The sequence below is a fragment of the Gordonia sp. IEGM753 genome (genome assembly GCF_050321825.1).
GTDB lineage: Bacteria > Pseudomonadota > Gammaproteobacteria > Pseudomonadales > Pseudomonadaceae > Aquipseudomonas.
In genome coordinates this window covers 1,499,920-1,524,240 of record NZ_JBNQGB010000001.1, presented here as the reverse complement: position 1 = coordinate 1,524,240, position 24,321 = coordinate 1,499,920, and the positions used below count along the sequence as shown (strand labels likewise).

Here is a 24,321-nt window from a genome sequence, read left to right as displayed (position 1 = left end):
CGATGAGCCAAGACGCGCCTATCCTGGTGGTCGAAGACGAACCAAAACTGTCCGCGCTGTTGCGTGACTACCTGATCAGTGACGGCTACAGCGTGCAGTGTGTGGCCAACGGTCTGGACGTGTTGCCCGCCGTGCAGGCATTCAAGCCGCGCCTGATTTTGCTGGACCTGATGCTGCCAGGTCTTGATGGGCTGGAGGTCTGCCAACAGTTACGCACCATCAGTGCGGTGCCAGTGATCATGCTCACCGCCCGGGTCGAAGAAATCGACCGCTTGCTGGGGCTGGAACTGGGCGCCGATGACTACATCTGCAAACCCTTCAGCCCGCGTGAAGTGATGGCCCGGATCAAGGCGATTCTGCGTCGGGGACCATTGTTGGACAATCGCGCAACAGCACGCCTGAGCATTGATGAAACGCACTATCGCGCCGCATTCGACGGTATATCGCTGGACCTGACGCCCGTTGAACTGCGCCTGCTGAAAACCCTGGGCGACGCTCCGGGACGCGTATTTTCAAGAGATCAATTGCTCGACAAGCTGTACTTCGATCATCGGGTGGTGACCGACCGCACCGTCGATAGCCACATCCGTAACCTGCGCCGAAAACTCGAACAAGCCTGCCCAGGCCAAGACCCGATTCGCTCGATCTACGGCGTGGGCTACAAGCTGGAACTGTGAAGTGATGTCACTGTAACTCGCCTTTGAACCCCAGGTTCCAGGATGCCCGCAGCGCCGCTTTCTTCAGCGCTTGCACCTGCGCAAGACTCACCTGGGGACCAATGTTCTGAACCGTTGCCACCAGTGCGACGGCCCCGATGAATTCAGCGTTGACGCCCATGATCGGCGCGGCAATAGCGCAAATGCCCAGCGTTTCTTCCTCAATGGCAACCGCCCAGCCTTGAGCCCTGACTTCGCTGACCTCGCGCATTAGCTGCACCCGGTCAGTTACGGTATTAGGGGTGATCGCGGGAAGCTCTCCAGGCAATTGATCAACGCTCAATTGCTTGGCGAACGCCAGCGCAACCTTGCCCTGTGCGTTGCAATGCAGTTGCAGCTCGGTGCCGGTACGGACACCGATCTCAAGTGTCGATTTACCTAGTTGTGTCTCGACCACCATCAGGCGACGCCCTTGCAGGACCGATAAAACCACCGACAAACCGAGTTCATCTCGCAGGTCTCTAATGGCGTCGGCCGACGCGCTGAGCAAGTCGATGCCGCTAGCGGCCACCTGTCCGAGCACATACGTCTGAATCCCAAGCCGGTATTTGGACGTCTGCGGGTTCTGACTCAAATAACCGCGCTCGACCAACGTTTTAAGGTGCCTGAACACCGACCCTTTGGTGATTCCCAGCTGCACGGCCAGTTCGCTGACACCGATCTCTTCCCTGGCACTTGCCACTTTTTCAAGCACGTCCAAGGCCAGCTGTACTGACCTCACGCCTCCTTTGCCTGCATCTTCGTTCATGTCTAATCCTGATTACAAATTCACGGGGCCAGGCTTTTCTGCATGACTCCTTAATACGCTGTTCGCGTATGCGAAACAATATAAGCCTGGCGTCTTCACCGACAAGCCCTGCCCTCAAGAAATTAACCTCTCAGCCCCGCGTGTTTCCTTCCCTACACTCGCTGGGTCTAACCCCATGATTTATCGCGAGAATCGTTTTAACGCTGTCTCCGGGGAAGCTCATTCTTTCTTCCAGAAGAATCGTATATCTCACAGAGAAACACAAAACATTTGACGACGACCGTCGATAGTCGTAAAAATGAAACCACGTACCGCATACGCATACAGATCATCTGAGAGGATAACGTCGTGAAGGTTTGTGATTCGGCCTTGGCCAAACGAGACATTGCCTACCACCTGCATCCGCAGACCAACCTGCGGGTTCATGAGCAGGTAGGCCCGTTGCTGATCGAGCGTGGCGAAGGAATCTACGTGTTTGATGAACAGGGCAAGCGCTACATCGAGGGAATGTCGGGGCTGTGGTGCGCAACGTTGGGGTTCAGCCAGCCACGCCTGGCAGAAGCGGCGTATGCGCAGATGCTCAAGCTGCCTTATCAACAAACCTTCGCCCACCGCAGCCACGGCCCGGCCGCCGACCTGGCGGCACAGTTGATCGCTCACGCACCGGCAGGCCTGCACAAAGTGGTGTTCCAGAGCTCGGGGTCGGAAGCGATCGATACCGCGATCAAGTTCGTACGCTACTACCACATTGCGCTAGGCAAACCGGGCAAGACCCGCCTGATTGCCCGCGAGCGCAGCTACCACGGCACGACCATCGCTGCAGCCACCCTCACCGGTTTGCCAAACATGCACAAGGGCTGGGGCGGGTCGCAGGCGGATGTCATCCATGTACGCTGCCCACACCTGTATCGCCAGGGTTTGCCGGGTGAAACCGAAGAGGACTTCTCGACCCGTCTCGCCAATGAACTGGAACACACCATTCTCGAAGCAGGACCGGAAACCATTGGGGCTTTTTTTGCGGAACCGGTGATGGGCACCGGGGGCGTAATCGTGCCGCCGTCCGGCTATTTCGCCAAAGTGCAGGCCGTACTGCGCAAGTACGACATTCTGCTGGTGGCCGACGAAGTCATCTGCGGGTTTGGCCGCACGGGTCACTATTGGGGCTGTGAGGCGATGGGTATTCAACCGGACATGCTGACCTGCGCCAAAGGCCTGTCAGCCGCGTTTCAACCGATCTCGGCGTTGCTGCTCAGCGACAGGATTTATCAAGTCATCGCGGATCAGAGCAATGCACTTGGCGGTTTGGGGCATGGCTATACCTACGGTGGACACCCGGTTGCCGCTGCCGTGGCGCTGGAAACCCTGCACCTGTACGACGAACTTGAAATCGTCGAACACGTTGCCCGGGTTTCGGTTGCATTCCAGACCGGTATTCAAGCCTTCGCCGATCATCCATTGGTGGGTGAAGCACGCGGTATTGGTCTTATGGCAGCCCTGGAGTTTGTGGCCGACAAACAGACCCGTGAACCTTTTCCTCCGGCACTCAAAGTTGCCACTCAAGTGAGCAATGTTCTGCAGCGTAACGGGCTACTGTTGCGTGCATTGGGCGACACTTTGGTCATGGCGCCGCCGCTGATTGTAGATGCCGAGCAGATCCAGACTATTCTCAATGCCGTGGCTCAGGCGCTCGATGAAGTCCTCGCGGGTATCCGGCCATGACCGCACAATCCAGTCGCGTGCTAACCAAGGCCTCTATGCCATTACCCGATGACCTCAGCGCACCTGAACCCCAACGCCCGGTTCTCGTTCGGTTCGAAGGCGTGCACAAAACCTATGACGAACGCAATTGGGTGGTCGACAACCTGGACCTGGATATCCGCCAAGGCGAGTTTTTGTCTTTGCTCGGCCCCAGCGGATCGGGCAAGACCACGACCCTGATGATGCTGGCGGGTTTCGACGCGCCAGACCGTGGCCGAATCCTGATGGACGGCAACGACATCAGCAAACTGCCGGCTTACAAACGCGACATGGGCGTGGTCTTTCAGAGCTACGCGTTGTTCCCGCATATGAATGTGGCAGAGAACGTTGCCTTCCCCCTCAACCTGCGCAAGGTGCCTGCGGCAGAATCGCGGATCAGGGTTAAAGAAGCGCTCGCGCTTGCCCGCCTCGAAGGTTTCGAGGACCGCAATCCTGCGCAGTTGTCCGGAGGCCAACAGCAACGAGTTGCGCTTGCCCGCGCGCTGGTTTATCGCCCACGGATCCTGCTGATGGATGAACCTCTTGGCGCGCTCGACAAGGCCTTGCGTGAGCACATGCAACTGGAGTTGAAAGCCATCCACAAACAGTTGGGCATCACCTTTGTCTACGTCACCCACGATCAAGATGAAGCCATGACCCTGTCTGACCGTGTGGCGGTATTCAACGAAGGCAAGATCGCCCAGATCGATTGTCCGCAGACCATCTACAGCCGACCATCGACCCGTTTTGTCGCCAATTTCCTGGGTGAGACCAATGTTCTTGAAGGCGTTGTGCTGAGTGCGTCAGGCAACCTTGCGCAGATTCGCCTTAGCCAAAGCGGCACGCTTCACGAGGCATTTTGCACTGATCGCGAACTGACTCCCGGCAGCCCGGCGGCGCTGGCGATTCGTCCCGAGAACCTTCGCCTTGCCCTGCCGGCCGAAGCCGCTATTCAAGCCTGCGTGGTGGACAGCATCTTCCATGGCGCCCACTGCAAGCTGCGACTGCGTATGGCCAAGGGTTGCGAGTTATCAATGACTTTCAACCCGGCAAGCCTGGGGCGCGCGACGCCGGTGCCGGGCGAAAACGTGTCACTCGCGCTGCCCCCCACGCAGTCCATGATTCTGCGTTGACCTGCACAAAAGAATAAAAACAACGTCGACCTGTTGCGCCACTGCTGCCGACCATAACCAAATCAAAAGGCTGGGAGTCACATCATGTTCAATCCATGCTCCGTTCGCAGTTTCACCCTCGTTTTGTGTGGGCTTGCCCTGCTTCAAGGAACCGCTCAGGCCAGAGACCTGACCGTAGCGTCCTGGGGCGGCGCGTATCAGGATGTGCAGCGCAAAATCTTCTTTGACCCCTACAGCCAGGCCAGCGGCAATAAAGTCGTCGATGATAGCTGGGACGGTGGTATCGGACTGCTCAGAACACACGCAGAAGGCGCAGACAGCGGTTGGGACGTGGTTCAGGTCGAGGCTGAAGACCTGCAGCTAGGCTGCAGCGAAGGGCTGTTCACTTCAATGGACTTCACGCGTATCGGCGGCAAACAGAACTACATCCCTGCCGCCGTCAGCGAGTGCGGCGTCGGCAGCGCGGTCTACAACTTTGTGCTGGGTTATGACGCCAGCAAAGTCAGCCGTGCCCCGGAAAACTGGAAAGACTTCTTCGACACCAAAACCTTCCCAGGCAAACGCGCCCTGCGCCAAGGCCCCAAGGGCAACCTGGAAATCGCCCTGATGGCGGATGGTGTCGCACCGGGCGAGGTGTACACAGTGCTCAACACGCCTGGCGGTGTGGAGCGTGCCTTCAAGAAACTCGACACGATCAAGAAACAGCTGTTGTTCTGGAAAGCAGGTGGCCAGCCAATGCAACTGCTGGCGTCAGGCGAAGTGAGCATGACCACGTCCTATAACGGGCGGGTGACCAATGCGATCCGCCAGGACCACAAGCCATTCGGCCTGGTGTGGAATCAGTCCCTGCAAACCATGGACAGCTGGGTGATTCTCGCCAACTCGCCCAACGTGGACAAGGCATACGGCCTGCTCGACGTCATGGGCAAGGCTGAAAACCAGAAAAAGTGGCCTGGTCTGCAGCCGACCGGCATCACTTCCGTAAAAGGTATCGCCGAAATTGACCCGGCAGTGCTGGTGGACTCCCCTAGCGCACCGCAGAACAGCGCCAACGTGTTGGTGCTCAATGACAAGTTCTGGGTCGACCGTATCGATGAGTTGAACGCCAAGTGGACCGCCTGGTCGGCCCAGTGATCCGGACTGAGTATCAAGACATGAGTACCCTCCTCCTCAACACTTCAGCCCCAGTGGTCGCGCGCAAGGATCGCCGCGCCCTGTGGCGTGCCTATGGCTTGATTGCGCCTTTGGTGGTGTTTCTTGTTCTGACGTTTGTCGGCCCGATTGGCACCTTATTGTGGCGAGCGGTTGCAGACGGCGAACTGCGGCAAGCCATGCCCGCGACGGCCAATGCAGTCGCGCAATGGGACGGCACCTCGGCGCCGGACGAGCGATTGTTCAAACCGTTGGTGCAGGACCTGAAGACGGTATCGCCGCGTGACCTGTCAGCGGCGGCCCGTCGCCTGGCTTACGAAGCGCCGGCACTGCGCAACGTGCTGACAGCCGCCAAGCGTGCGGCTGACGATCTGGACGGCAGCACGGCAAGCATGGAAAAGCTCGACCCGCGCTGGCTTGAAAATGCCACGTGGCAAACCTTCAAACGGGCGTCCGGCCCCGTCGGCACCTACCACTTATTGTCCGCCGTGGACATGAAACACGACTACCAGAAAGGACTGGTCGCCAAAGATGAAGCCGGCCTGTACAGCTCTATCCTTGGGCGCACGTTTGCAATCGCCGCCATCACGACGCTGCTCTGTGTACTGCTTGCATTCCCGTTGTGCGTGTTTCTGGATCGCCGTACGCCCAAGACCCGCAATGCGCTGCTGCTGTTGATACTGTTGCCGTTCTGGACCTCGATTTTGGTGCGCACGACGGCGTGGATGGTGCTGTTACAGGACGAAGGGATCGTCAACGCAACGCTATTGAAACTGGGCCTGACCGACACCCCGTTGCACATGCTCTACAACCGCTTCGGCGTCATCCTGGCACTGGTTCACGTGATGCTGCCATTCATGGTTTTTCCGCTGCTGGCTGCGATGTCCAGTTGCAACCGCTTGCTGGTTCAAGCGGCTTACTCGATGGGTGCACGGCCGTTGCGAGTGTTTTTCCAGGTGTATCTGCCGCAGGTCTTGCCAGGCTTGGCGGCCGGCGCATTGATGGTTTTCATCGTCACCCTCGGCTTCTACATCACACCCGCATTGTTGGGTGGTCCTGCGGATCAGATGATCAGCTTCTACATCGCACAGTTCACCACCGGCACCCTGAATTGGGGCCTGGCCTCGGCATTAGGTTTGGTACTGCTGGTAGCGACAACCTTGCTCTACCTCGTCCAGGCGTACCTTGCCCGTCGCAGCACAGGAGCGCAGTCATGATTCGTAATCCCAACAGTGGCCCGCTGGCCTGGTTTGGTAATCTCGGCATTTCGTTGAGTGGCTGCCTGGTATTGGCATTTCTGCTACTGCCGATTCTCATCGTGCTGCCACTGTCGTTCAGCGACAGCCGCTACATGTCCCTGCCCTTGGGGAATTTCACGCTGCACTGGTACCAGGACTTTTTCTCCTCGCCGCAGTGGCTGGGCGCACTGTTCAACAGTTTTGCCATCGCGCTGACCAGCACCTTGCTGGCAGTGGTGCTCGGCGGACTGGCGGCGCTGGGTTTGCGTCACCCAGCGATGCCGGGCAAACGCATCATCGAAGTGTTGTTGATCGCGCCGATGATCGTACCGGCGGTGATCGTCGGTGTGGGCATGTATTTCGTGTTTTCGAATGCGGGCCTTACACGAACCTATACCGGGCTGGTGCTGGCACACACCACATTGGCGGTGCCATTTGTGGTGGTCAACGTCGGCTCGGCGCTCGGCGGATTGAACCAACGCCTGTTGTGGGCTGCGGCCAGCATGGGTGCCACGCCGTGGGTCACGCTACGCAAAGTGACCTTACCGCTCATCTCGCCCGGCCTGATGTCCGGAGGGCTGTTTGCCTTCGCCACCTCTCTGGATGAAGTGGTCGTGACGCTGTTTCTGGCGGGCCCTGATCAGCGCACCCTGCCCCGTGAAATGTTCACCACCGCCCGGGAAGCCCTGAGCCCGGTACTGCTCTCGGCGGCAACCATCATGGTGATATTCGCCACCTTGCTTTTACTGTTATCGCGGGCGGTGACAAGGCGTTCGTAGTGCATCGATGATGCAGCCTGCGCAGCTGCTTTCATGAAAAAACAAAACCCTGCTTCAATTGCAACAAAGCCCCGAATATTCGGGGCTTTGTTGTTTGGCAGGCACTCAATCAAACATGTTTTTGCACTTTCTCGGCCCTGGAAAAAACAAGCAGCGACGCCAAAGCAGGCGTCAACACCAGCGTGCCGATCATGTTCCAGATAAACAGCAGCATCAGCAGCACGCCCATGTCGGCCTGAAACTTGAGCGTGGAAAACATCCATGTCGCGACACCCACCGCCAACGTCAATGCGGTGAAGACAATGGAGGTGCCGGTGGTTTTCAGGGATTCAAGGAAGGCTTCCTGAGGCTTCAAGCCCTGAAGCAGAAAACCCTCGATTTTGCTGTAAAGATAGATGCCGTAATCAACGCCGATCCCCACGCCCAATGCAATCACCGGCAACGTCGCGATTTTCACGCCCAGCCCCATCTTCGCCATGACGGCTTCGCACAACACCGTCGACACGTACAAAGGTGCCATCAAGGTGAATGCAACCCTCAGCGAGCGAAATTCCCACCCTACGACTGCCGTAATAATAACGAACACCAGAACCAGCATCAGCTTCTCGGCGCGCTCGATGACGATGTTGGTGGCCGCTTCGATACCCGCACTGCCAGCCGCTTGTAAAAACTGCAAATCACCGGTGTTGTTTTCAGCGGCAAATGCATTCACTGCATTGACCACGCCGGTAAGGGTCTGCGCCTTGTGATCGGAAAGGTACAAACTGATCGGCGCGGCGCTGCAATCGCTATTGATTAACTCGCCCGCGGCGCCGGCCCGCGCCGTGTTCATTACGTACGGATCGCGAGAAAGTTCGGCCCACTTGGGGTTGCCTTCGTTAGTCGCCATGATTTTGAAACGCATGGCGTCATAAAGCGATTGCACTGACTCCACGCCAGGGACTTGGCGCATCGCCCGCGCAAAACGATTACCGAGGTCGGCGGCGGCGAAACGTGCGCATTGCTCCTGCGGTGTCTTGAAGATCACCACGTACACATCGGTACTGGTCGTGTAGTGGTCCAGCAAATAGGCGTTGTCCAGGTTGTAGCGCGATTGCGAACGAAACTCTGGTGCGCCTTTATCCAGGTCGCCGATTTGCAGGGTCTGACGCGCATGGTAGCCGTACCCCAATAACACCAGGCTCGCCAGAATCACTGGCCAGGCAAATCGTGGTTCGCACACCCTGGACAGCCGGGTGAACAATGGCCATGTGTAGTTCATGCGCCTTTGCTGCTTGCGTAATCCCGCCGGGGTGACGCCCACGTAGGACATCAACACGGGTAACAGGAACATCTTGGTAAATAGCGCGACGAACACGCCGATGCTGGCGGTGATCGCCAAGTGTTGGATCACGCCAATGTCGACAACCATCAAGGTGACAAACCCGACCACATCGGCCAACAACGCGGTGGAACCGGGCAGGAACAATGCCCTGAACGTGCGGCGCGAGGCCTGAAGCGGTGTCGCGCCTTTCCCTACTTCAACCACCATCAGATTGATGTTCTGCACGGCGTGACTGATCCCAATGGCGAACACCAGAAACGGCACCAGAATGGAGTACGGGTCCAGTCCCAACCCCAGCACACTGAGCAGCCCGAGCTGGCAAACCACCGTCAGCAAACACGTCAGCACCGTCACAGCTGTGCTGCGCCAGCAACGGCAATAGGCATACAGCAGCAGCGTGATAAGCCCCACGGTAATCGCAAAGAACAGCGCAATGTCACCGAAGGCTGCCAGCAAATCGCCAATGATCTGCGCAAAGCCGATCACCCTGATATGTACGCCTTGGCTGTCAAATCGCTCGCGCACCTGTTTTTCCAGATTCTGCGCCAACAAGCCATAGTCCAAGGGCTTGCCGGTTTGCGGATCACTCTCCAGCAGCGGTACCCGGATCACCACTGACTTGAAGTCGTTGCCGACAAAACTGCCGAGCATGTTCGCCCGCAAGATGTTCTGGCGCACCTGTGCCAACGCCTGCGGCCCGCCGTCATAGTCATCCGGGATAACGCGCCCGGCACGGATGCCTTCGTTGGTGACTTCGGCCCACAACGCATTCGGCGTCCACAGTGATTTCAGATTGCCGCGGTCAACACCAGGGACATAGAAAATCGCGTCATTGATTTCGCGCAGCGTTTCGAGGAACGCCTTGTTGACGACATCGCCCTGGGGGTTTTCCACCACGACACGCAACACATTGCTTTGCGGGCGTAGCACATCCTCGTATTTGAGGTAGTTCGCCACGAAGGGGTGATGCATGGGAATCATCCGGGTGAAACTGGCTTCCGGACGCAGCGACAATGCAGCGAAACCGAGTACCAGCGACACCAGCACAAACACCCCGAGAACCGTCCTTCGGTACTCGAACAACAGGTTTTCCAGCCATCCGACCAGACGTGAAGCGAGGGTCAGGGTTTTCGGTTCGATGTTCAGATTGGCATTCATTGCAGGTGCTCCTTGAGCTCTGCCAGGGACTGAACCTTAAGGCCCGCACTGCCGATCAGCGCCACTTGAGCAGCAGAAATCTGCCCGACTCCCAGCAACGGCAACCTGCTGGGCGAGCGCCAGATCCGGAAATGCCTGGCGTCTTCGCTGTACAACACCACGCCCCCCTGCCCGACCAACAAAACACTGCCATCGGCCAATTGCAGGCCGCCATACAACGCTGCCTTGATCGGGCTGGCCAGTGCTTGCCAGGTAACGCCGGCGTCGCGGCTGGCAAACAGCGCGCCGCCAAAGCCCATCGCCAATACATCGCCGTTGTTGAGTGCCAATAGCTTGTAGAACGAAGCAGGCCCAAGGGTGTCCGGTGCCTGCCAATGGCTGCCGTTGTCCGTCGAGCGATAGACACGTCCACCTTCACCGGCCACCAGCAAGGTGCCGTCGGAAAGACCCAGTACCGCGTTCAAATGCAAACGGTCCGGGTTATCCGGGCCGGGCTGATACTGCCATTTATGTCCACCGTCGACTGTCGACAGCAGCATCCCGTAGGAGCCCACTGCCCAGCCCTCGCTGGCATCACGAAACCATACGTCGAGCAAGGGCCGCGAAGCACCGCCAGCACTGGCAGCCTTGGCATCGTCGACAGCAAACTGCGCATTTTCCAGTGCGAGGCTCAGGTTCTGGTCCTCGGGATGCGCGGCCACCTCCTGATGCAAACGGTCAACCTCACGCAGAGCCCAGTCGCTGAGCTGCGCATTGATCTCATTCCCGTCAAACTGTTTTTGCCAGTTCCGGCCGCCGTCGTCGCTGTGCAGAATCACACCGTCATGCCCCACCGCCCAACCGAGTTGATCGTTGACGAAATGCACGGCCGTCAACAGCAAATCCACTGGCACCTTCGCCTGTTCAATGCGGCCATCCGTGCCGAGCAACAAAATATGCCCGCTGTCGCCAACCACCACCTGTCGGCCCTCCAACGTCTGGATGGCCGTCAGCGCGGACCGGCTGGCCGACGCCGACATCGGTGAGGGTCGTTGCAGTCGATCCGGGGCAGCTTGCGCCACAGCGGCCAGACCGATGCTCAGGGCGAACACCAGGCCGAGCACCGGCGGCGAAATCAAACTATTCATCGCGAAGTTGTCTCTGTGTTGAAGGGCGCAACAGTCAGCGTGGCCGCCTAGGCAGCCACGCCTGTTCGGTCAATTGCCGGCGCGGCGCAAGGCTGCAGGGCTGAAGTCCTGAAGGGTTGCGCGAACGCCGAAACGCTCCGGCCTTTCCTGGTTGGCCAGCCCGTTTACCACGTAACTGCGTGCCTGCAAGTCATAGGCAACGTCGCTGATGGCGATGCTCGAGAGAATGTCGTAACGCTGCAGCGAGTGGGCTTCCTGCATGCGCCACAACTCACCACGGCCATCGAACAGGTCCGCGGCGAGGATCGCCCAGCTGTCTTCATCGATGTAAAGCACGCGCTTGCCATAGATGTGTCGTGCACCGGGTTTCAAGGTGGCCTCTACGACCCACACGCGATGGGTTTCATAGCGGATCAAGTCTTGATTCAAGTGCTCGGGTTTGACGATGTCGCTGTACTGCAATGAACGGTCGGCCAACGTGTAGGTGTTGTAGGCGACAAGCATTTCTTTCTTGCCCAACAGCTTCCAGTCGTAGCGATCCGATGCGCCGCTGTACATGTCGTACATGTCATAGGTGCGCAGCCCGTCAGACAAGCCATCAAAACTGTCGTAGCCCAGTTCGGGGGCGCGCATCACACGGCGTTGTCCCGGGTTGTACTGCCAAGCCAGGCGCGGTTCCTTGACCTGATCCATCGGCTCGTGCAGCAGCGTTTGCGTCCCGGCAACACTGTCCGGGCCGGTCACCTTGAGGAGGTAGTAGTACAGCCGGTTCGGTTCCGGATTTCCCAGGGCTGAGGCCATGGCAAGCGTGGCGTCGCGATGGATGACCGTAAAGTTGCCGCCAGGCTTGACCACCATTTCCGTCGGGAAATACTGGTAGCCACCCTGCCGATAGCGAAGCAAATGGTTGTAGAGCAGTTCCTGGGGTTTGGTCGGAATGGGGAACGGCACGCTGGTTTTTTCGTAATGGGTCATCCCCGAGCCGTTGTCATTAAGCGTGACCTTGTCTGCTTCCTGCTTGATTTGTGCGTACTCGCTGGCCGGCAACGCGACTGATCGGCGAGTGGGATAAACGACCATTTTGTAGCCGGGAAACTTTTGCAGCATGGCTTTGTAGCCTGCTGTCAGCTGGTCGGCGTATTGCCCCATATTGGCTGCACTGATGGTGTACAGCGGCTTGTCACTCGCATAAGGATCAATGTGGTTTTTGCCCGGCACAAAACCTGCCGGCGCCTGCGTCAACCCACCGGTCCACGCAGGTATCGTACCGCTGGCATTGCCAGCCATTTGTGCACCGAAAGGCGTCAGGTCCTGCCCAAGACGCGCCACGTCTGCAGCACTGGCTTGTGCCAATGCCAGGTGACTGATGAGGGTGAGCATGCTGCCCATGGCAGTCAGGCAAAACAGTTGTTTTGTTTTCATTGTGTGCCTCATTGTTCCGAATGCTTTTTAGAAGCCCATGCTCACGCTGAGCGCAACGAAGTCTTTGTCGGTGGTGGCCCACGGTGAATTACCGCTGCCCGACCACGACAGGTCGGCCGAGTACTTCTGCAGGTAGTCGGCCTTGACGCCGACCGAACCGGCCAGGCGCCCCTCAATGAAGTTGCCGTCATAAGACCAACCCTTCAGGTCCTGACCAAACGCCACGTAAGGCGAGACGTTGACCCCGGCAAACAGCGAGTTGTAGGTCAACTGCCCACGCAAGCGGTAACCGGAAGAGAATCGCGTGGTGTAGCCGTCCTTCGAGCAACCGAGCTTGGCGTATTTGGGGTTGGAGGCTGTACCGATGGCGCAGCCGGCCACGCTGCCATTGGCCAGGTCAGAACCGTACTGGTCGCTGCGACCGAAACGGGCATCATCCAGGCTCGGTAAGTTGTTCATGTACTTCATGCCCACCTCGCCAACCAGGCTCAACGTATTGGCGCCCAGTACGTTCTGGAAGGTCTTGACCGCCCCCACCGACAATTGCGTCACCTTCAGGCGCTCATAGCCATTGACCACCGTTCCCGGTGCGTAGACCTGATAAGCCTGGCCGGCCAGTGGAATACCCAACGCCTTGCCCGTCGCAGGCGGCAATGATGCAAACGCTGCGATCAGGTCGGCGCTGGCATATTGCACCGGTTGATTGGGTCGGTAGCTCAACTCACCGAACACCGAAGTGCTGAGCACCGTGGTGGAAAAACTGAGGCCGAAAATACGAATGTCTTCGGGGTAGCTGACGTCATACGCACCATTACCTGCCGCCAGCGCCCGGCTGGTGAGCGGGTTGACCCAGCCAGGATAAGGTCCGGTGGCAATCGAACGCGTACCGATCACCGAGTTGGAGTACGGCGTACGCGAATGAATGTTCATGGCGTAAGCGCCGAACTCGGTATCGATCGGGTCGGCGAAATAGCGTAAGGCGAGCCCGAACTGGCCCATGTCTTTCGGGTCTTTGTCCGGTGCACGCTGGATGATTTGACCGTTGGCAAACGACGCCTGATCGTTAGCCCCGGCGCGTGGTACGCCGTAGCAACCATCCGGAATGTAGTCGTTGGTCGAAAAAAACGTGCCGCAGCCTTCCAGTACGGTCTTGCGCCACTCCAACTGGTAGAAGGATTCCACGCTCAGGTTGTCGGTCACGCCGAAGTTGCCATACAGCATCGGCACCGGCAGCAGCCCTTCTTTAAGCTGTGCACCCGGACGGCGCAGGGCCGCGAGGTCGAGCGGGTTGACGGCGTTGATACCGTTCTGGAAGAACAAGCCTTCGCCCCAGTTCACCACCTGTTTGCCAGCGCGAACGTTGAGTGGATGCCCCTCAATGTCGAAGTTGCCATACACATAGGCGTCCAGCAGCTCGACGCCCTGGAACCTGGCGAGTTTGTCGAAATGTGCGTCGTTTAGCGTCTGGTTGGGGGCATAACCGTTGGCAGAACTGCCGTAGTCGACTTCCTTGTGATTGAGGGTGTAGTCGTACCAGGCTTTGCCGCGCAGGAAAACCCCGTAGTTCTGCCACTTGAGTTCGGTTTCGGCCAGCAACGTGATGGGCGACGAAACCAACTCGCCAGGCTTGTGAAAATTCAGTCGGCTGTCGTCGGAGGTACGGCCGCCACCATTGTTGAACTCACCGGCACGGCCATAACCAATGCTGTTGGCACTGCCTTGGTTGATCGCCGAATGGGTCGGGCTTTGCGTGCTCCAGAGCGCACCGGCGGTGATATTGCCGTTGTAGCGGCCGGTGATTTCACCGAACTCGAAATCACTGGCGTGCACGCTAAACGAAATTGCACAGGCCAATGGGGTCAAGGCCAGCAAAGTCGTACCGAACCATGGGGTATGGGGAAATGACAGACGCGTGCGTGGTGTCATGCAGCAGCTCCTTTTATTTTTGTTTGGAGTTGTGGTGCGGCATTCCGTGATTCGTCACCGTTCAGGCATAAACATTGACGAATACAAAACACATTGATTTCAAGTTGACGAAGGCGAGCCTAATCAATCAAGTAATCAGTGTAAATCTGTACGATTTTTGTCAATGTTCAGCGGCACACGGCCATGCGGCGCAGCCCACAACCGGGCAGGAGTGCAATGCCCGCAGGGAGCGGGCATGAGGGATCAATCAGGTAAAGGACCGGTGTACTTGGCACGCGGACGCACCAGCGATTGGTGGTGATACTGCTCGCTGGCATGGGCCAGCCAGCCGATCAACCGCCCTACTCCAGGCAACGCCAACTCACGTCCCCCGAGCTTGAGTTTCCTGCCGACAAAGCTCAGCAACAAGATGAAATCCGGTGGTTGTTGCAGCAATTCCTGGGCGATTTGTGCGGCGTTGAGCAGGCGTTGAAACTCGATATCGCCGTCAAACATCCCCTGCAACGTCGACCACAGGCTTTGCGCTCGTGGATCGGCCACGCCGTGCATGTTCGAGCCGAAACCCGGAATCGGCTCGCCTTCTCGATAACGCTGCAACACGGGTGCTTGCGGGTCCTGCGCGATGCAGATCTCTTCCAGCAGCCGTCCAACTGTTTCGCCGCGGCTATAAGCAAGACGCCGCCCACGGAACGAACACAGGCCCGTAATCGCAGCGTAATACGGAGTGACGCCAGTATTGGCTGCCGCACGTACGGTATAGGTTGAAGGGTCAAGTTCGTGATCCACCGACAGGATCAACACACGACGCACTAGGTCTTCGAACGCGTGATCCACCCCCAGCGAACTGACGATAAATTCAGGCAAGGGCTGTGCGCTGGGGCCGTCGGCACCCACCATCAATGCCGCCATCCAGCGCACCACATCAACCCCGGTACGCGCATAGCCTTCGGGGGACAAGTCATAAGCCTTGGGGTTTTCCCGTTCGATCAACGGGAACAGGGCAATCGCCTTTTCCACCAGGTGCATTTGCGCGTAGGCCTTGAGCAGCGGTGTTGCAGCCTTGGGTCTTTTCGGCAGCGTGTCACCGAACGCACCCGGTACCTGCCACATCAGTTCCGCGACCTGTTCAACGCTGGCGCTCGCCGCCAACTGCGTCACGTCATGGCCTCGGTAATACAGGCCCTTGTCGGTCAGCAGGGTAATAGCACTCGACGCGGCAATTCGAGGCGGTTCGGCGACCGTGGCGATCACATCGTTTTTCGGCTTGGCCAAACGTTGGATATCCGCCGCCCAATAGCGCCGGCTGCGCGAGCCATCAACCTTCAATGAACGAATGTTTTTGCGACTGACGTAGGCGTACAGCGTCGCGAGGCTGATGCCAAGAATCGCGGCAGCCTCATCGGCTGACAGGTACAAACCGTCTTCATGAGTTTCCATTTGAGACTCTCGGGTTGATGAATTTCGTACAGATTTACAGCGTGCAGACTGCACTATATCTTCGCCTCAACAAAAATAAAGTACATATATTGATCTATATATGTAGACGTAAAAGGGGAACATTGTGGAAATACGCGTTCTGGCACCCACTGGCGTGATTGGCGCCGGCTTCAAGGCAACGTCACTGGAACGTGGCCTCGCCCTCTCCCCCCACGTGATTGCTTGCGATGCCGGGTCTACCGACTCTGGTCCTTCGGCACTGGGCAGTGGCCGCGCCAAACTCTCACGCGATGCCTGCAAACGTGACCTGCGCCTACTGCTGTTGGGCCGGGACAAACTACAAGTGCCTTTGATCATCGGCTCATGCGGCACCAGCGGCCGTGACAGTGGCGTCGACTGGATGGCCGATATTGCGTTGGAAATTGCCGACGAAGAAGGCCTGCATTTCAATCTCGCATTGATCTACGCCGACCAGTCCCGCGCCTATCTGCATCAGCGCTTCGAAGAAGGCCGCATCAAACCCCTGAACCCTGCTCCGACGCTGGATGCCTCGGTGATCGACAGCAGCCATATCGTCGGCATGATGGGCACTGAACCCTTGAGCGAAGCGCTCGACCAGGGTGCGCAAGTCATTCTGGCCGGTCGAGCCAGTGACTCGGCGTTGTACGCAGTCGTGCCAGAGCGCATGGGCGCCGACCGAGGCCTGACGTGGCACGCGGCCAAGACGATCGAGTGCGGCGCCGCCTGCTGCACCCACCCGGCCGCCGATGGCCTGATCGCCTATATTCGCGACGATCATTTCGAGATCGAGCCACTGGACCTCCAGGCACAGGTCACGCCGTTGTCTGTCGCGGCGCATACGCTTTATGAAAACGCCAACCCCTACCTGCTGACCGAGCCTTCCGGCGCCGTCGATACCGAAGGCGCCGTGTATACGGCGCTTACCGAACGTACAGTCAAGGTCAGTGGCTCCGCGTTTCATCCTGCCGAGGTCTATACCATCAAGCTTGAGGGCGCTCAGCCCAACGGTTTTCAGACCGTGGTGGTCGGGGGCATTCGCGATCCCAACGTGTTCATGGCCCTCGATGAATTGCTGCCCAAGGCCCAGCATTATTTCAACGCACGAATTGCCGATTTGTTCGGCGGTCGCCTGCAAGCAAGCGACTACGACATCAATTTTCGGCTCTACGGCATGGGCGTCGTGATGGGCCCGCTGGAAGTCGAAAAGTCGCCGGCGCCCTGTGAAATTGGCGTGCTGATCACCATCACCGCCCCGACTCAGGAGTACGCCAGCAAAATCGCCAGTTTTGTCGCGCATGTCAGTGCACACCTGCCGGTGCCTGGCTACGAAGGATTGATCAGCACCATCGCCTACCCGTTCTCACCGCCAGAGATGGAACGTGGACAGGTCTATCGCTTCAGCGTCAACCATGTGTTGCTGCCTGAGAACCCGCTGGAAATGTTCCGCATCAAGCTATTGGAGGTTTAACCCATGACCACTGTTGCCCAACTCTGCAGCCTGGTGCGTTCGAAAAACGCCGGCCCGTTTGTCCTGACTTTTGACCTGATGTTTACCAACGAAGACAACTACGCCCGCGTGCGGCGTACCCAGCCAATCACCCGTGCCTTGCTGGCGGAGCTTTATCAGCAAAAAGAAGAAGACATCGTGCTGGTTTATCACGACGCCGCACGGGCGATCAAAGCCTCTTTCCCGCGACCGGTTTATCAGGGCGAACTCGCCGACAGTGACTGTTACGGCGGCCAGCAGTACGTGCCCCTGTTGTCCATCGCCGTACCGGAGTAAGTCGGTTCATCCGGCCACACATGACAATAAGGATAAGAAAAATGAGTGCTGCTTTAGGTCCTGTCGCTGCGGTTGCATCCAGTGGGCTCAGCTGTGAAATGATCGCTGCGCGTCTTGACCGGTTGCCGGCGAGTAAGAGTCTCTGGCGTTTTGTGACGCTCCTGGCGCTGGGTGGATTCTTCGAAACCTTCGAAATGTTTTCCACCTCATTTGTCCTGCCCGGCATTGTGCGCAGCGGCGTTCTGGTGAGCACCACGGAAGGTTTTTTCGCCCTCAATGGTGCCGCTGCCTATATCGCCGCAACCTTTATCGGTCTGTTCATTGGCACCTTGGGGTTCGGCATGATTGCCGACAAGTTTGGTCGTCGCGCGGTCTTCACCTACGCGCTGCTGGGTTACGCATTGTGCTCGCTGATCATGGCGTGCCAAACAGATGCGCTGGGCTTGAACTTCTGGCGTTTGATGACGGCCATCGGTTTGGGCGTCGAGGTGATTGCCATCGACGCCTATTTGAGCGAAGTGGTGCCACCGACCCTGCGCGGGCGAGCGTTTGCGATCAACCGAATCATGTCGTACCTGGCGGTTCCGGTGTGCGGCATCACGGCTTACCTTTTCGTGCCACACGAGCCATTGGGCATCGATGGCTGGCGTTGGGTGATTGCGATAGGCGCCGTCGGCTCGTTGTTAGTGTGGGTGCTGCGACGCAAGCTTCCGGAAAGCGCCCGATGGCTGGCGGACAAAGGTCGCCTGGAGGAAGCAGACGCCGAAGTCAGCCGCATGGAACGGGCGGTTGAAAAAGAGACCGGAAAACCGCTGCCTGCAGCCAAAGCATCGGTCAAGGCGCTGGCTGAACACACAACCCGTTTCAGCGAGTTGTGGGGGCCGCGCTACCGTACACGCACCATCATGCTGGTGATCTTCCATGTGTTTCAGGCCATGGGGATCTACGGATTTTTGAATTGGGCGCCCACCTTCCTCATCGAGCAGGGTGTGACCGTCAGCAAGAGCCTGGCCTATACCGTAGTCATGGGATGCAGCGCTCCACTGGGTCCGGTCCTGGCGCTGTTTTTTGCCGACCGCATTGAGCGCAAATGGCAAATAGTGTTCGGGGCAATGGTCATTGCGGTGGCGGGTGTGGCGTTTGCGGAGTTCCGCCTGCCGCTGCTGATCATTGCCTGCGGCGCTCTGCTGACGATGGGTACCACCATTCTCTCGGTGGGCTACCACGCTTATCAATCGGAGCTTTACCCAACGCGGATTCGTGCCATGGCGGTGGGTTTTGTTTATTCCACCAGCCGCGTCGGCGGCAGCGTCAGCGGGTTCATGATTGCCTTCACCTTAGGTCATTTCGGGGTGCAAGCCGCGCTCTTGTCGGTGGGCGCCTGCATGATGATTGTCGCGCTCGCCGTGGCACTCCTCGGGCCTCTTACCCGCGGCCGTACTCTTGAAGAAATCAACGATTAAGCCAGCGCCCGGCGCCGCTTATTGATACTTATCGTACCAGGGAGACCTCAATGAACAACGATTACAATGGCCCGGCAAACTGGCTTGCCGACGATATGAAAGACCCTGCCCAATGGGTAATCAACCTCACACCCGCGCACATCAGTTCACTGGAACAGGCACTGCGTAATGTGCAGCGGGCCGGTGTCGGTTTCGCCGATATGTGTAAACAGACATTCGTACTGAGCGGCTTCGACGAGCTGATCAGTGAAGTCCGTGAGCGTTTGGAGAATGGCCGTGGTGTGGTGGTACTGCGTGGTTTTCCCGCGCTGAACTACACCAAGGAACAACTGCGCCTGATCTACTGGGGCTTGGGCCTGTACCTGGGCACCGCAGTGTCGCAAAGCAGTAAGGGCGATTTGCTCGGCGATGTCATGGACTTCGGCAACGACTTTAACAGCGCCACCGGCCGTGGCTATATGTCCAAACAGGAACTGGGTTTTCACTCAGACACCAGCGACGTCGTTGCATTGATGGTGTTGCGCGTGGCCAAAAGTGGTGGCGTGAGCAAAATTTGCAGTGCTGTTGCGGTGCGCAATGAAATTGCCAAATCCCGTCCCGACCTGTTGGAAGTACTCTATCAACCGGCTTACTGGAGTTGGAAAGGCCAAGAGGCGCCGGGCCAACAGACCTACTATCAGCAACCCATTTACTCCGAGCTTAACGGCAAGTTCGCGGCCCGAAACATTCCTCCCCATATCGTCACCGCCCACCAGGAAAACTCGGAACTGGGTCCATTACCGCCAAAACTGTTAGAGGCGATGAAGCTGATCAACGCCTTGGCCAATGAACCGCGTTTCTATTTCGGCATGCTGTTCCAGCCCGGCGATATACAGTTGTTGAACAACCACATCACCCTGCATTCGCGCACCGAGTTCGAAGACTATCCGGCGCCGGAGCTCAAGCGTCACTTGCTGCGTATGTGGTTGTCGATGCCAAACACCCGCGAGCTAAGCCCGCTGATGTCGGCCATCTACCAAGACCAACGCGGCGGTGCGGTGCGTGGTGGTTTTCCATCCCGAACCGGCGGCTACAGCTTTGAAACAGTAGCCGCCAAGGACTGACCGACGTAGCGCGTCACATTCATGGCCTGCGTGTTTCAAGCACGTAGCCTGCATCAATCAGCCGGTTAAAGATGAAATGAATACAGACTCATCCATCGTTCTGAAGCTTGCCGAAGCCCTGTCCGCAATCACTGCCGACAGCCTGACGCCGAATGTTATTCGCTTTGCCAAGCTGGGCATCATCGATACTGTTGGCGTTACCTTGCTCGGTGCCACCGAGCCTGTGGTAAAGGTCTTGCAAAAGACCCTTGAGGGTAATCTTGTCAGCGGGCCGTCATTGGCATTCGGTGGCCACCAGCGCCTCGGCACGCTGGATGCCGTGCTGATCAACGGAACTGCAGCCCACGCCGCCGACTACGACGATATGGCACGCAATATGGGCGGACATCCGTCGGTGGCCTTGGTGCCGGTGGTCATAGCGCTCGCAGAAGCACTGGGCGCGAGCGGTTTGGAGGTGCTGGAGGCCTATGTGGTTGGCTTCGAGGCTGAATGCCGACTCGGCCGGGTTATCCATCCCCATCACTACGAAAAAGGCTGGCACCCGACCTCAACCCTGGGTGTATTCGGTGCCGCCGCTGCAGCAGCGCGACTGCTGAAACTGGACGTGACCGCAACGGCCACCGCCCTGGCTATTGCCGCCTCGATGGCCTGCGGCGTCAAGGCTAATTTCGGCACCATGACAAAACCCCTGCACGTCGGCCAATGTGTACGTAATGGCCTGTTTGCTGCGCAGTTGGCGAGCAATGGGTTGACTGCCAACCCTTATGCACTGGAACACAAACAAGGTTTTTTTGCCTCTTACGATGGTTTGGACAACGTGCACCCTGAACGCCTGCTGGACCAATGGGGCGAGTGCCTGGAAATCGAACAAAAAAGCGTCGGTCTGAAGCAGTTTCCGTGTTGTGGCAGTACCCATCCAGCCATTCGTGCCATGCTCCAACTGGCCAGGGATGGACTGCGGGCAGAAGATGTCGATGGCATCGAAATCACCGTCAATCGGTTGCGCCTACCTCACACCAACAATCCTGATCCGCAAACGGCATTGGGCGCTAAATTCAGCGTGCAGTATGTAGCCGCGCGGGCCCTGGTCTGCGGTGTAGTCAACCTGGAACACTTCGAAGGCAGTGCCCACCTGGATGCGGATGTCCGTCAGTTGATGGCCAAAATCACCCTGAGCACCTATCCAGAACACATCGACAAAAACCGCAACGACACTCGCGATGAGTTCGCCGCGGATATCAGCGTAAGGACCCACGATGGTCGTCGTCTTGCAAGCCATGCTCCGCACGCTTTGGGGCGCGGTGGTACAGACCCGATGAGCGATGAAGAGATGTGGCAGAAGTTCAGTAATTGCGCCATACGTTTACTGCCGCAGGCGAAGGTGCGCGAATCTTTTGACAGGCTGCAAACATTGGAACACTGCGCCTCTATCAGTGACATTACGGCGCTGCTCGAGCGCGGCTGATCAGCCCGCGATTCGTACACGCCTCCCGATTCGGATGTGAATAAATGCATAACAATAAGACTGACGCTGTAAATGTGAGCCACGATTTCTTCTATGTCGGCGGTGAGTACGTTGGCCTTCCCGGCAAGGAGGTCATGAGCGGGCAAATGTATGTCGAGGTGCTAAGGCCCGCCACGGTGACACGCCGCTATCCGCTGGTGCTGGTGCATGGCACCGCCCAAACCGCTACCAATTGGCTAAAAACTCCTGACGGTCGCCCGGGTTGGGCTCATGTATTCGCAGAGCTAGGATATGAGGTTTACCTGGTCGATCAGCCAGCGCGAGGACGTTCACCCTGGCACGCCCCACTGGACGGCGAACTGGCCGTTGCGCCGGTTGCAGTTGTCGAGCGCTACTTCACCGCCACGGCTCAGGGCGAATGGCCGCAAGCGAAGATGCACACGCAATGGCCTGGCGAGGGCCGCAAAGGTGACCCGGTCTTCGATGCATTTTATGCCTCACAAGTCCCCTATATAGCCGACAGCGCGAAAAGCCAACAGATGTTCCAGGCCGCCGGGGCTGCACTGCTGGATAGAATTGGCGAAGCTGTTTTGATCACTCATTCGCAGTCGGGGCCCTATGGCTGGCTGTTGGCGGATGTTCGGCCAAACCTGGTTAAAGCGGTCGTGTGCGTCGAACCGCAAGGGCCGCCCGTGGTGAACATGTCCATGCAGCAGGCACAGAAAGGCGAAAGCCCGGTGCTGGATGACACGCAAAAACGCCGCTGGGGTATCGCCGACATCGAGCTGACGTACGAGCCAGCGTTGCGCGAAGATCAGCAACTGTCGGTAGTCAGAAGCCCCGCGACTCGAGCAGATCGACTGCCGGGCTGGTTGCAGCAAGAACCGGCACGCCAGTTGATCAACCTGCAGGCCATACCGTTCTTGATCATCACCGGCGAAGCGTCTTTTCATGCGCTTTACGACCACGCTAGTGCTGCGTATCTGCAGCAGGCCGGCGTACCGGTAACTCACTGGCAGCTCGAAGACTTTGGCATCACCGGTAACGGCCACATGCTGATGCTGGAGCGTAACAGCCGGGAAATCGCCGAGCTGCTGCACCGTTGGATCGCGGACACCCATGAATGTTGACCACTGAAGTTAAACCGCAGTCCGACCGATCGTTGTTGTGGCTGGTGGCGGGTGGCCTTTTCATGCTGACCCTCGATGCCACAATCGTCACCACGGCGCTGCCGACCATGGCACGCAGCTTCGGTGAAAGTCCGCTGAGCATGCAGTCGGTCATCGTTGCCTACGTGATGACCATGGCGTTGCTGATTCCAGCCTCCGGTTGGCTCGCTGATCGCTTCGGCACGCGGCGCACCTACCTCACGGCCATTGCGTTGTTCACTGCAGGCTCGCTGTGCTGCGGCCTGGCACACACCCTTGAGCAACTGCTGGCTGCCCGTATCCTCCAGGGACTGGGCAGCGCACTGATGTTGCCGGTGGGCAGGCTCGCCGTGATTCGCCTGTTCACCGGAGCCCGCCTGTTGCCGGCCATCAGTTTTGTCACCATCCCCAGCCTGATTGGTCCGTTGATTGGCCCTGCATTGGGCGGATGGCTGGTGCAAATCGCCAGTTGGCAATGGATCTTTCTGATCAACGTGCCAGTGGGATGTATCGGGATACTTGGCGCCTGGAAATATATGCCGGGAAAACCGTTGGCAGGCCTGAGTCGTTTCGATTTTACCGGGTACGCATTGCTGGCGGCAGGGATGCTGTGCATCACCTTGGCGCTGGACGGCATTGCGAGTTTCGGTTTCGACTGGCGCCTTGCATTGGCGCTGACGATGTCGGGATTGGCTGCGATTGCGGGTTATTGGCGACATGCAAAGCGTTACCGTGAAGCGATGTACCCGCCCAGCTTGTTTGTCGTTAACAGCTTGCGTGTGGGTTTATTGGGCAACTTCGCCGCCCGCCTCGGCTGCTCGTCGACACCGTTTTTGTTGCCACTGTTTTTACAGGTTTCTCAGGGCTACTCGCCGCTGAATGCTGGCTTGCTGATGCTGCCCGTTGCCTTGGCAGGCATCGCTGTGAAGCCACTGACCACCCCGCTGATTATCCGCGTGGGCTACCGAAACTTTCTGGTAGCCAATACCCTTTTTATCGGCCTCACCATCGCCAGTTTCGCGATCGGTCACGGGCCACGGAGTCTGCTCGTGCAGGTGCTGATGCTCTGCCTTTTTGGTGCGCTGAACTCGTTGCAGCTGACCGCCATGAGTACGCTGACCCTCAAAGACCTTGGCCCACATCACGCCAGCAGCGGCAATAGCGCCCTGACCATGGTGCAAATGCTTTCCATGGGGCTTGGCGTTTCGTGCGCCGGTGGATTGCTGGTGTTCTTCACTCACTTGTTTGCCGGACACGCACAGGCAACACGACCGGCATTTCAGGCCACCTTTGCGTTCATGGGCGTACTGACAGTGTTATCGGCGGGCATTTTCTGGCGATTGAAGGAGCAGGCGCAGCGTACAAGGTGAGCGCTTTGTCCCGGAAGGGACATGGCACCCTTGAAGTGCGGCCCACATTGGCTTTGATAGCCTTGACCGGG

The 24,321-nt window shown here is 58.2% G+C and carries 19 protein-coding genes; 13 read left to right on the top strand and 6 right to left on the bottom strand.

Going from position 1 to position 24,321, the window contains the following annotated elements; genetic code table 11:
- Positions 1-2: 2 nt before the first annotated feature.
- The gene (locus tag ACQR3R_RS06925; RefSeq protein WP_428271274.1) at positions 3-677 is read left to right on the top strand and encodes a response regulator; all 675 of its coding nucleotides are present in this window, start codon (positions 3-5) and stop codon (positions 675-677) included.
- Positions 678-684: 7 nt separating this feature from the next.
- On the opposite strand, the gene ACQR3R_RS06920 is transcribed toward ACQR3R_RS06925, so the two are convergent.
- The gene (locus ACQR3R_RS06920; protein ID WP_428271273.1) at positions 685-1,464 is read right to left on the bottom strand and encodes an IclR family transcriptional regulator domain-containing protein; all 780 of its coding nucleotides are present in this window, start codon (positions 1,462-1,464) and stop codon (positions 685-687) included.
- 348 nt (positions 1,465-1,812) lie between these two features.
- Here ACQR3R_RS06920 and ACQR3R_RS06915 point away from each other — a divergent pair, with 348 nt between their 5' ends.
- The 5 genes from ACQR3R_RS06915 (at position 1,813) to ACQR3R_RS06895 (ending at position 7,503) form a co-directional block, all read left to right on the top strand.
- The gene (locus ACQR3R_RS06915) at positions 1,813-3,183 is read left to right on the top strand and encodes an aminotransferase (protein WP_428271272.1); all 1,371 of its coding nucleotides are present in this window, start codon (positions 1,813-1,815) and stop codon (positions 3,181-3,183) included.
- Positions 3,180-4,334 carry a polyamine ABC transporter ATP-binding protein gene (locus tag ACQR3R_RS06910; RefSeq protein ID WP_428271271.1) on the top strand — a complete coding sequence of 385 codons (1,155 nt, stop codon included), beginning with the start codon at positions 3,180-3,182 and terminating at the stop codon, positions 4,332-4,334. Before ACQR3R_RS06915 ends, ACQR3R_RS06910 begins: the two co-directional genes overlap by 4 nt.
- 84 nt (positions 4,335-4,418) lie before the next feature.
- Positions 4,419-5,468, top strand: coding sequence for an extracellular solute-binding protein (locus tag ACQR3R_RS06905; RefSeq protein ID WP_428271270.1), 1,050 nt, complete (start codon positions 4,419-4,421; stop codon positions 5,466-5,468).
- A 20-nt stretch (positions 5,469-5,488) separates the two neighbouring features.
- Positions 5,489-6,703, top strand: a complete 1,215-nt coding sequence (locus tag ACQR3R_RS06900; protein ID WP_428271269.1) for an ABC transporter permease subunit — start codon at positions 5,489-5,491, stop codon at positions 6,701-6,703.
- Positions 6,700-7,503, top strand: a complete 804-nt coding sequence (locus ACQR3R_RS06895; RefSeq protein WP_428271268.1) for an ABC transporter permease subunit — start codon at positions 6,700-6,702, stop codon at positions 7,501-7,503. Before ACQR3R_RS06900 ends, ACQR3R_RS06895 begins: the two co-directional genes overlap by 4 nt.
- A 109-nt stretch (positions 7,504-7,612) precedes the next feature.
- Here ACQR3R_RS06895 and ACQR3R_RS06890 read toward each other — a convergent pair whose 3' ends face one another.
- The 5 genes from ACQR3R_RS06890 to ACQR3R_RS06870 form a co-directional block, all read right to left on the bottom strand.
- Positions 7,613-9,985, bottom strand: coding sequence for an MMPL family transporter (locus tag ACQR3R_RS06890; protein ID WP_428271267.1), 2,373 nt, complete (start codon positions 9,983-9,985; stop codon positions 7,613-7,615).
- On the bottom strand, positions 9,982-11,112 hold the full coding sequence (locus ACQR3R_RS06885; RefSeq protein WP_428271266.1) for a YCF48-related protein: 1,131 nt from the start codon (positions 11,110-11,112) through the stop codon (positions 9,982-9,984). Before ACQR3R_RS06885 ends, ACQR3R_RS06890 begins: the two co-directional genes overlap by 4 nt.
- Positions 11,113-11,181: 69 nt before the next feature.
- On the bottom strand, positions 11,182-12,534 hold the full coding sequence (locus ACQR3R_RS06880; protein WP_428271265.1) for a DUF1329 domain-containing protein: 1,353 nt from the start codon (positions 12,532-12,534) through the stop codon (positions 11,182-11,184).
- Positions 12,535-12,561: 27 nt separating this feature from the next.
- Complete coding sequence (locus ACQR3R_RS06875) at positions 12,562-14,460, bottom strand: DUF1302 family protein (protein WP_428271264.1); 1,899 nt, start codon at positions 14,458-14,460, stop codon at positions 12,562-12,564.
- A gap of 243 nt (positions 14,461-14,703) precedes the next feature.
- Positions 14,704-15,897 carry a citrate/2-methylcitrate synthase gene (locus ACQR3R_RS06870; RefSeq protein WP_428271263.1) on the bottom strand — a complete coding sequence of 398 codons (1,194 nt, stop codon included), beginning with the start codon at positions 15,895-15,897 and terminating at the stop codon, positions 14,704-14,706.
- Positions 15,898-16,021: 124 nt separating this feature from the next.
- Here ACQR3R_RS06870 and ACQR3R_RS06865 point away from each other — a divergent pair, with 124 nt between their 5' ends.
- The 7 genes from ACQR3R_RS06865 to mdtD all read left to right on the top strand — a co-directional run bounded on the left by ACQR3R_RS06865 (position 16,022) and on the right by mdtD (position 24,250).
- Positions 16,022-17,386 carry an acyclic terpene utilization AtuA family protein gene (locus tag ACQR3R_RS06865; RefSeq protein WP_428271262.1) on the top strand — a complete coding sequence of 455 codons (1,365 nt, stop codon included), beginning with the start codon at positions 16,022-16,024 and terminating at the stop codon, positions 17,384-17,386.
- A 3-nt stretch (positions 17,387-17,389) separates the two neighbouring features.
- Complete coding sequence (locus ACQR3R_RS06860) at positions 17,390-17,701, top strand: DUF4387 family protein (RefSeq protein ID WP_428271261.1); 312 nt, start codon at positions 17,390-17,392, stop codon at positions 17,699-17,701.
- A gap of 41 nt (positions 17,702-17,742) precedes the next feature.
- Positions 17,743-19,164 carry an MFS transporter gene (locus tag ACQR3R_RS06855; RefSeq protein WP_428271260.1) on the top strand — a complete coding sequence of 474 codons (1,422 nt, stop codon included), beginning with the start codon at positions 17,743-17,745 and terminating at the stop codon, positions 19,162-19,164.
- 50 nt (positions 19,165-19,214) lie between these two features.
- On the top strand, positions 19,215-20,267 hold the full coding sequence (locus ACQR3R_RS06850; RefSeq protein WP_428271259.1) for a TauD/TfdA family dioxygenase: 1,053 nt from the start codon (positions 19,215-19,217) through the stop codon (positions 20,265-20,267).
- A gap of 76 nt (positions 20,268-20,343) precedes the next feature.
- Positions 20,344-21,732, top strand: coding sequence for an MmgE/PrpD family protein (locus ACQR3R_RS06845; protein WP_428271258.1), 1,389 nt, complete (start codon positions 20,344-20,346; stop codon positions 21,730-21,732).
- A gap of 44 nt (positions 21,733-21,776) precedes the next feature.
- Positions 21,777-22,862 (top strand): alpha/beta fold hydrolase, encoded by a 1,086-nt coding sequence (locus tag ACQR3R_RS06840; protein ID WP_428271257.1) that lies wholly within the window; start codon positions 21,777-21,779, stop codon positions 22,860-22,862.
- The gene (gene mdtD, locus ACQR3R_RS06835; protein ID WP_428271256.1) at positions 22,856-24,250 is read left to right on the top strand and encodes a multidrug transporter subunit MdtD; all 1,395 of its coding nucleotides are present in this window, start codon (positions 22,856-22,858) and stop codon (positions 24,248-24,250) included. Before ACQR3R_RS06840 ends, mdtD begins: the two co-directional genes overlap by 7 nt.
- Positions 24,251-24,321: the final 71 nt, after the last annotated feature.

Coding starts and splice junctions, on each gene's coding strand:
- ACQR3R_RS06925 (WP_428271274.1), top strand. CDS start 3: ATGAGCCAAGACGCGCCTATCCTGGTGGTCGAAGACGAACCAAAACTG.
- ACQR3R_RS06920 (WP_428271273.1), bottom strand. CDS start 1,464: ATGAACGAAGATGCAGGCAAAGGAGGCGTGAGGTCAGTACAGCTGGCC.
- ACQR3R_RS06910 (WP_428271271.1), top strand. CDS start 3,180: ATGACCGCACAATCCAGTCGCGTGCTAACCAAGGCCTCTATGCCATTA.
- ACQR3R_RS06905 (WP_428271270.1), top strand. CDS start 4,419: ATGTTCAATCCATGCTCCGTTCGCAGTTTCACCCTCGTTTTGTGTGGG.
- ACQR3R_RS06900 (WP_428271269.1), top strand. CDS start 5,489: ATGAGTACCCTCCTCCTCAACACTTCAGCCCCAGTGGTCGCGCGCAAG.
- ACQR3R_RS06895 (WP_428271268.1), top strand. CDS start 6,700: ATGATTCGTAATCCCAACAGTGGCCCGCTGGCCTGGTTTGGTAATCTC.
- ACQR3R_RS06890 (WP_428271267.1), bottom strand. CDS start 9,985: ATGAATGCCAATCTGAACATCGAACCGAAAACCCTGACCCTCGCTTCA.
- ACQR3R_RS06885 (WP_428271266.1), bottom strand. CDS start 11,112: ATGAATAGTTTGATTTCGCCGCCGGTGCTCGGCCTGGTGTTCGCCCTG.
- ACQR3R_RS06880 (WP_428271265.1), bottom strand. CDS start 12,534: ATGAAAACAAAACAACTGTTTTGCCTGACTGCCATGGGCAGCATGCTC.
- ACQR3R_RS06875 (WP_428271264.1), bottom strand. CDS start 14,460: ATGACACCACGCACGCGTCTGTCATTTCCCCATACCCCATGGTTCGGT.
- ACQR3R_RS06870 (WP_428271263.1), bottom strand. CDS start 15,897: ATGGAAACTCATGAAGACGGTTTGTACCTGTCAGCCGATGAGGCTGCC.
- ACQR3R_RS06860 (WP_428271261.1), top strand. CDS start 17,390: ATGACCACTGTTGCCCAACTCTGCAGCCTGGTGCGTTCGAAAAACGCC.
- ACQR3R_RS06855 (WP_428271260.1), top strand. CDS start 17,743: ATGAGTGCTGCTTTAGGTCCTGTCGCTGCGGTTGCATCCAGTGGGCTC.
- ACQR3R_RS06850 (WP_428271259.1), top strand. CDS start 19,215: ATGAACAACGATTACAATGGCCCGGCAAACTGGCTTGCCGACGATATG.
- ACQR3R_RS06845 (WP_428271258.1), top strand. CDS start 20,344: ATGAATACAGACTCATCCATCGTTCTGAAGCTTGCCGAAGCCCTGTCC.
- ACQR3R_RS06840 (WP_428271257.1), top strand. CDS start 21,777: ATGCATAACAATAAGACTGACGCTGTAAATGTGAGCCACGATTTCTTC.
- mdtD (WP_428271256.1), top strand. CDS start 22,856: ATGTTGACCACTGAAGTTAAACCGCAGTCCGACCGATCGTTGTTGTGG.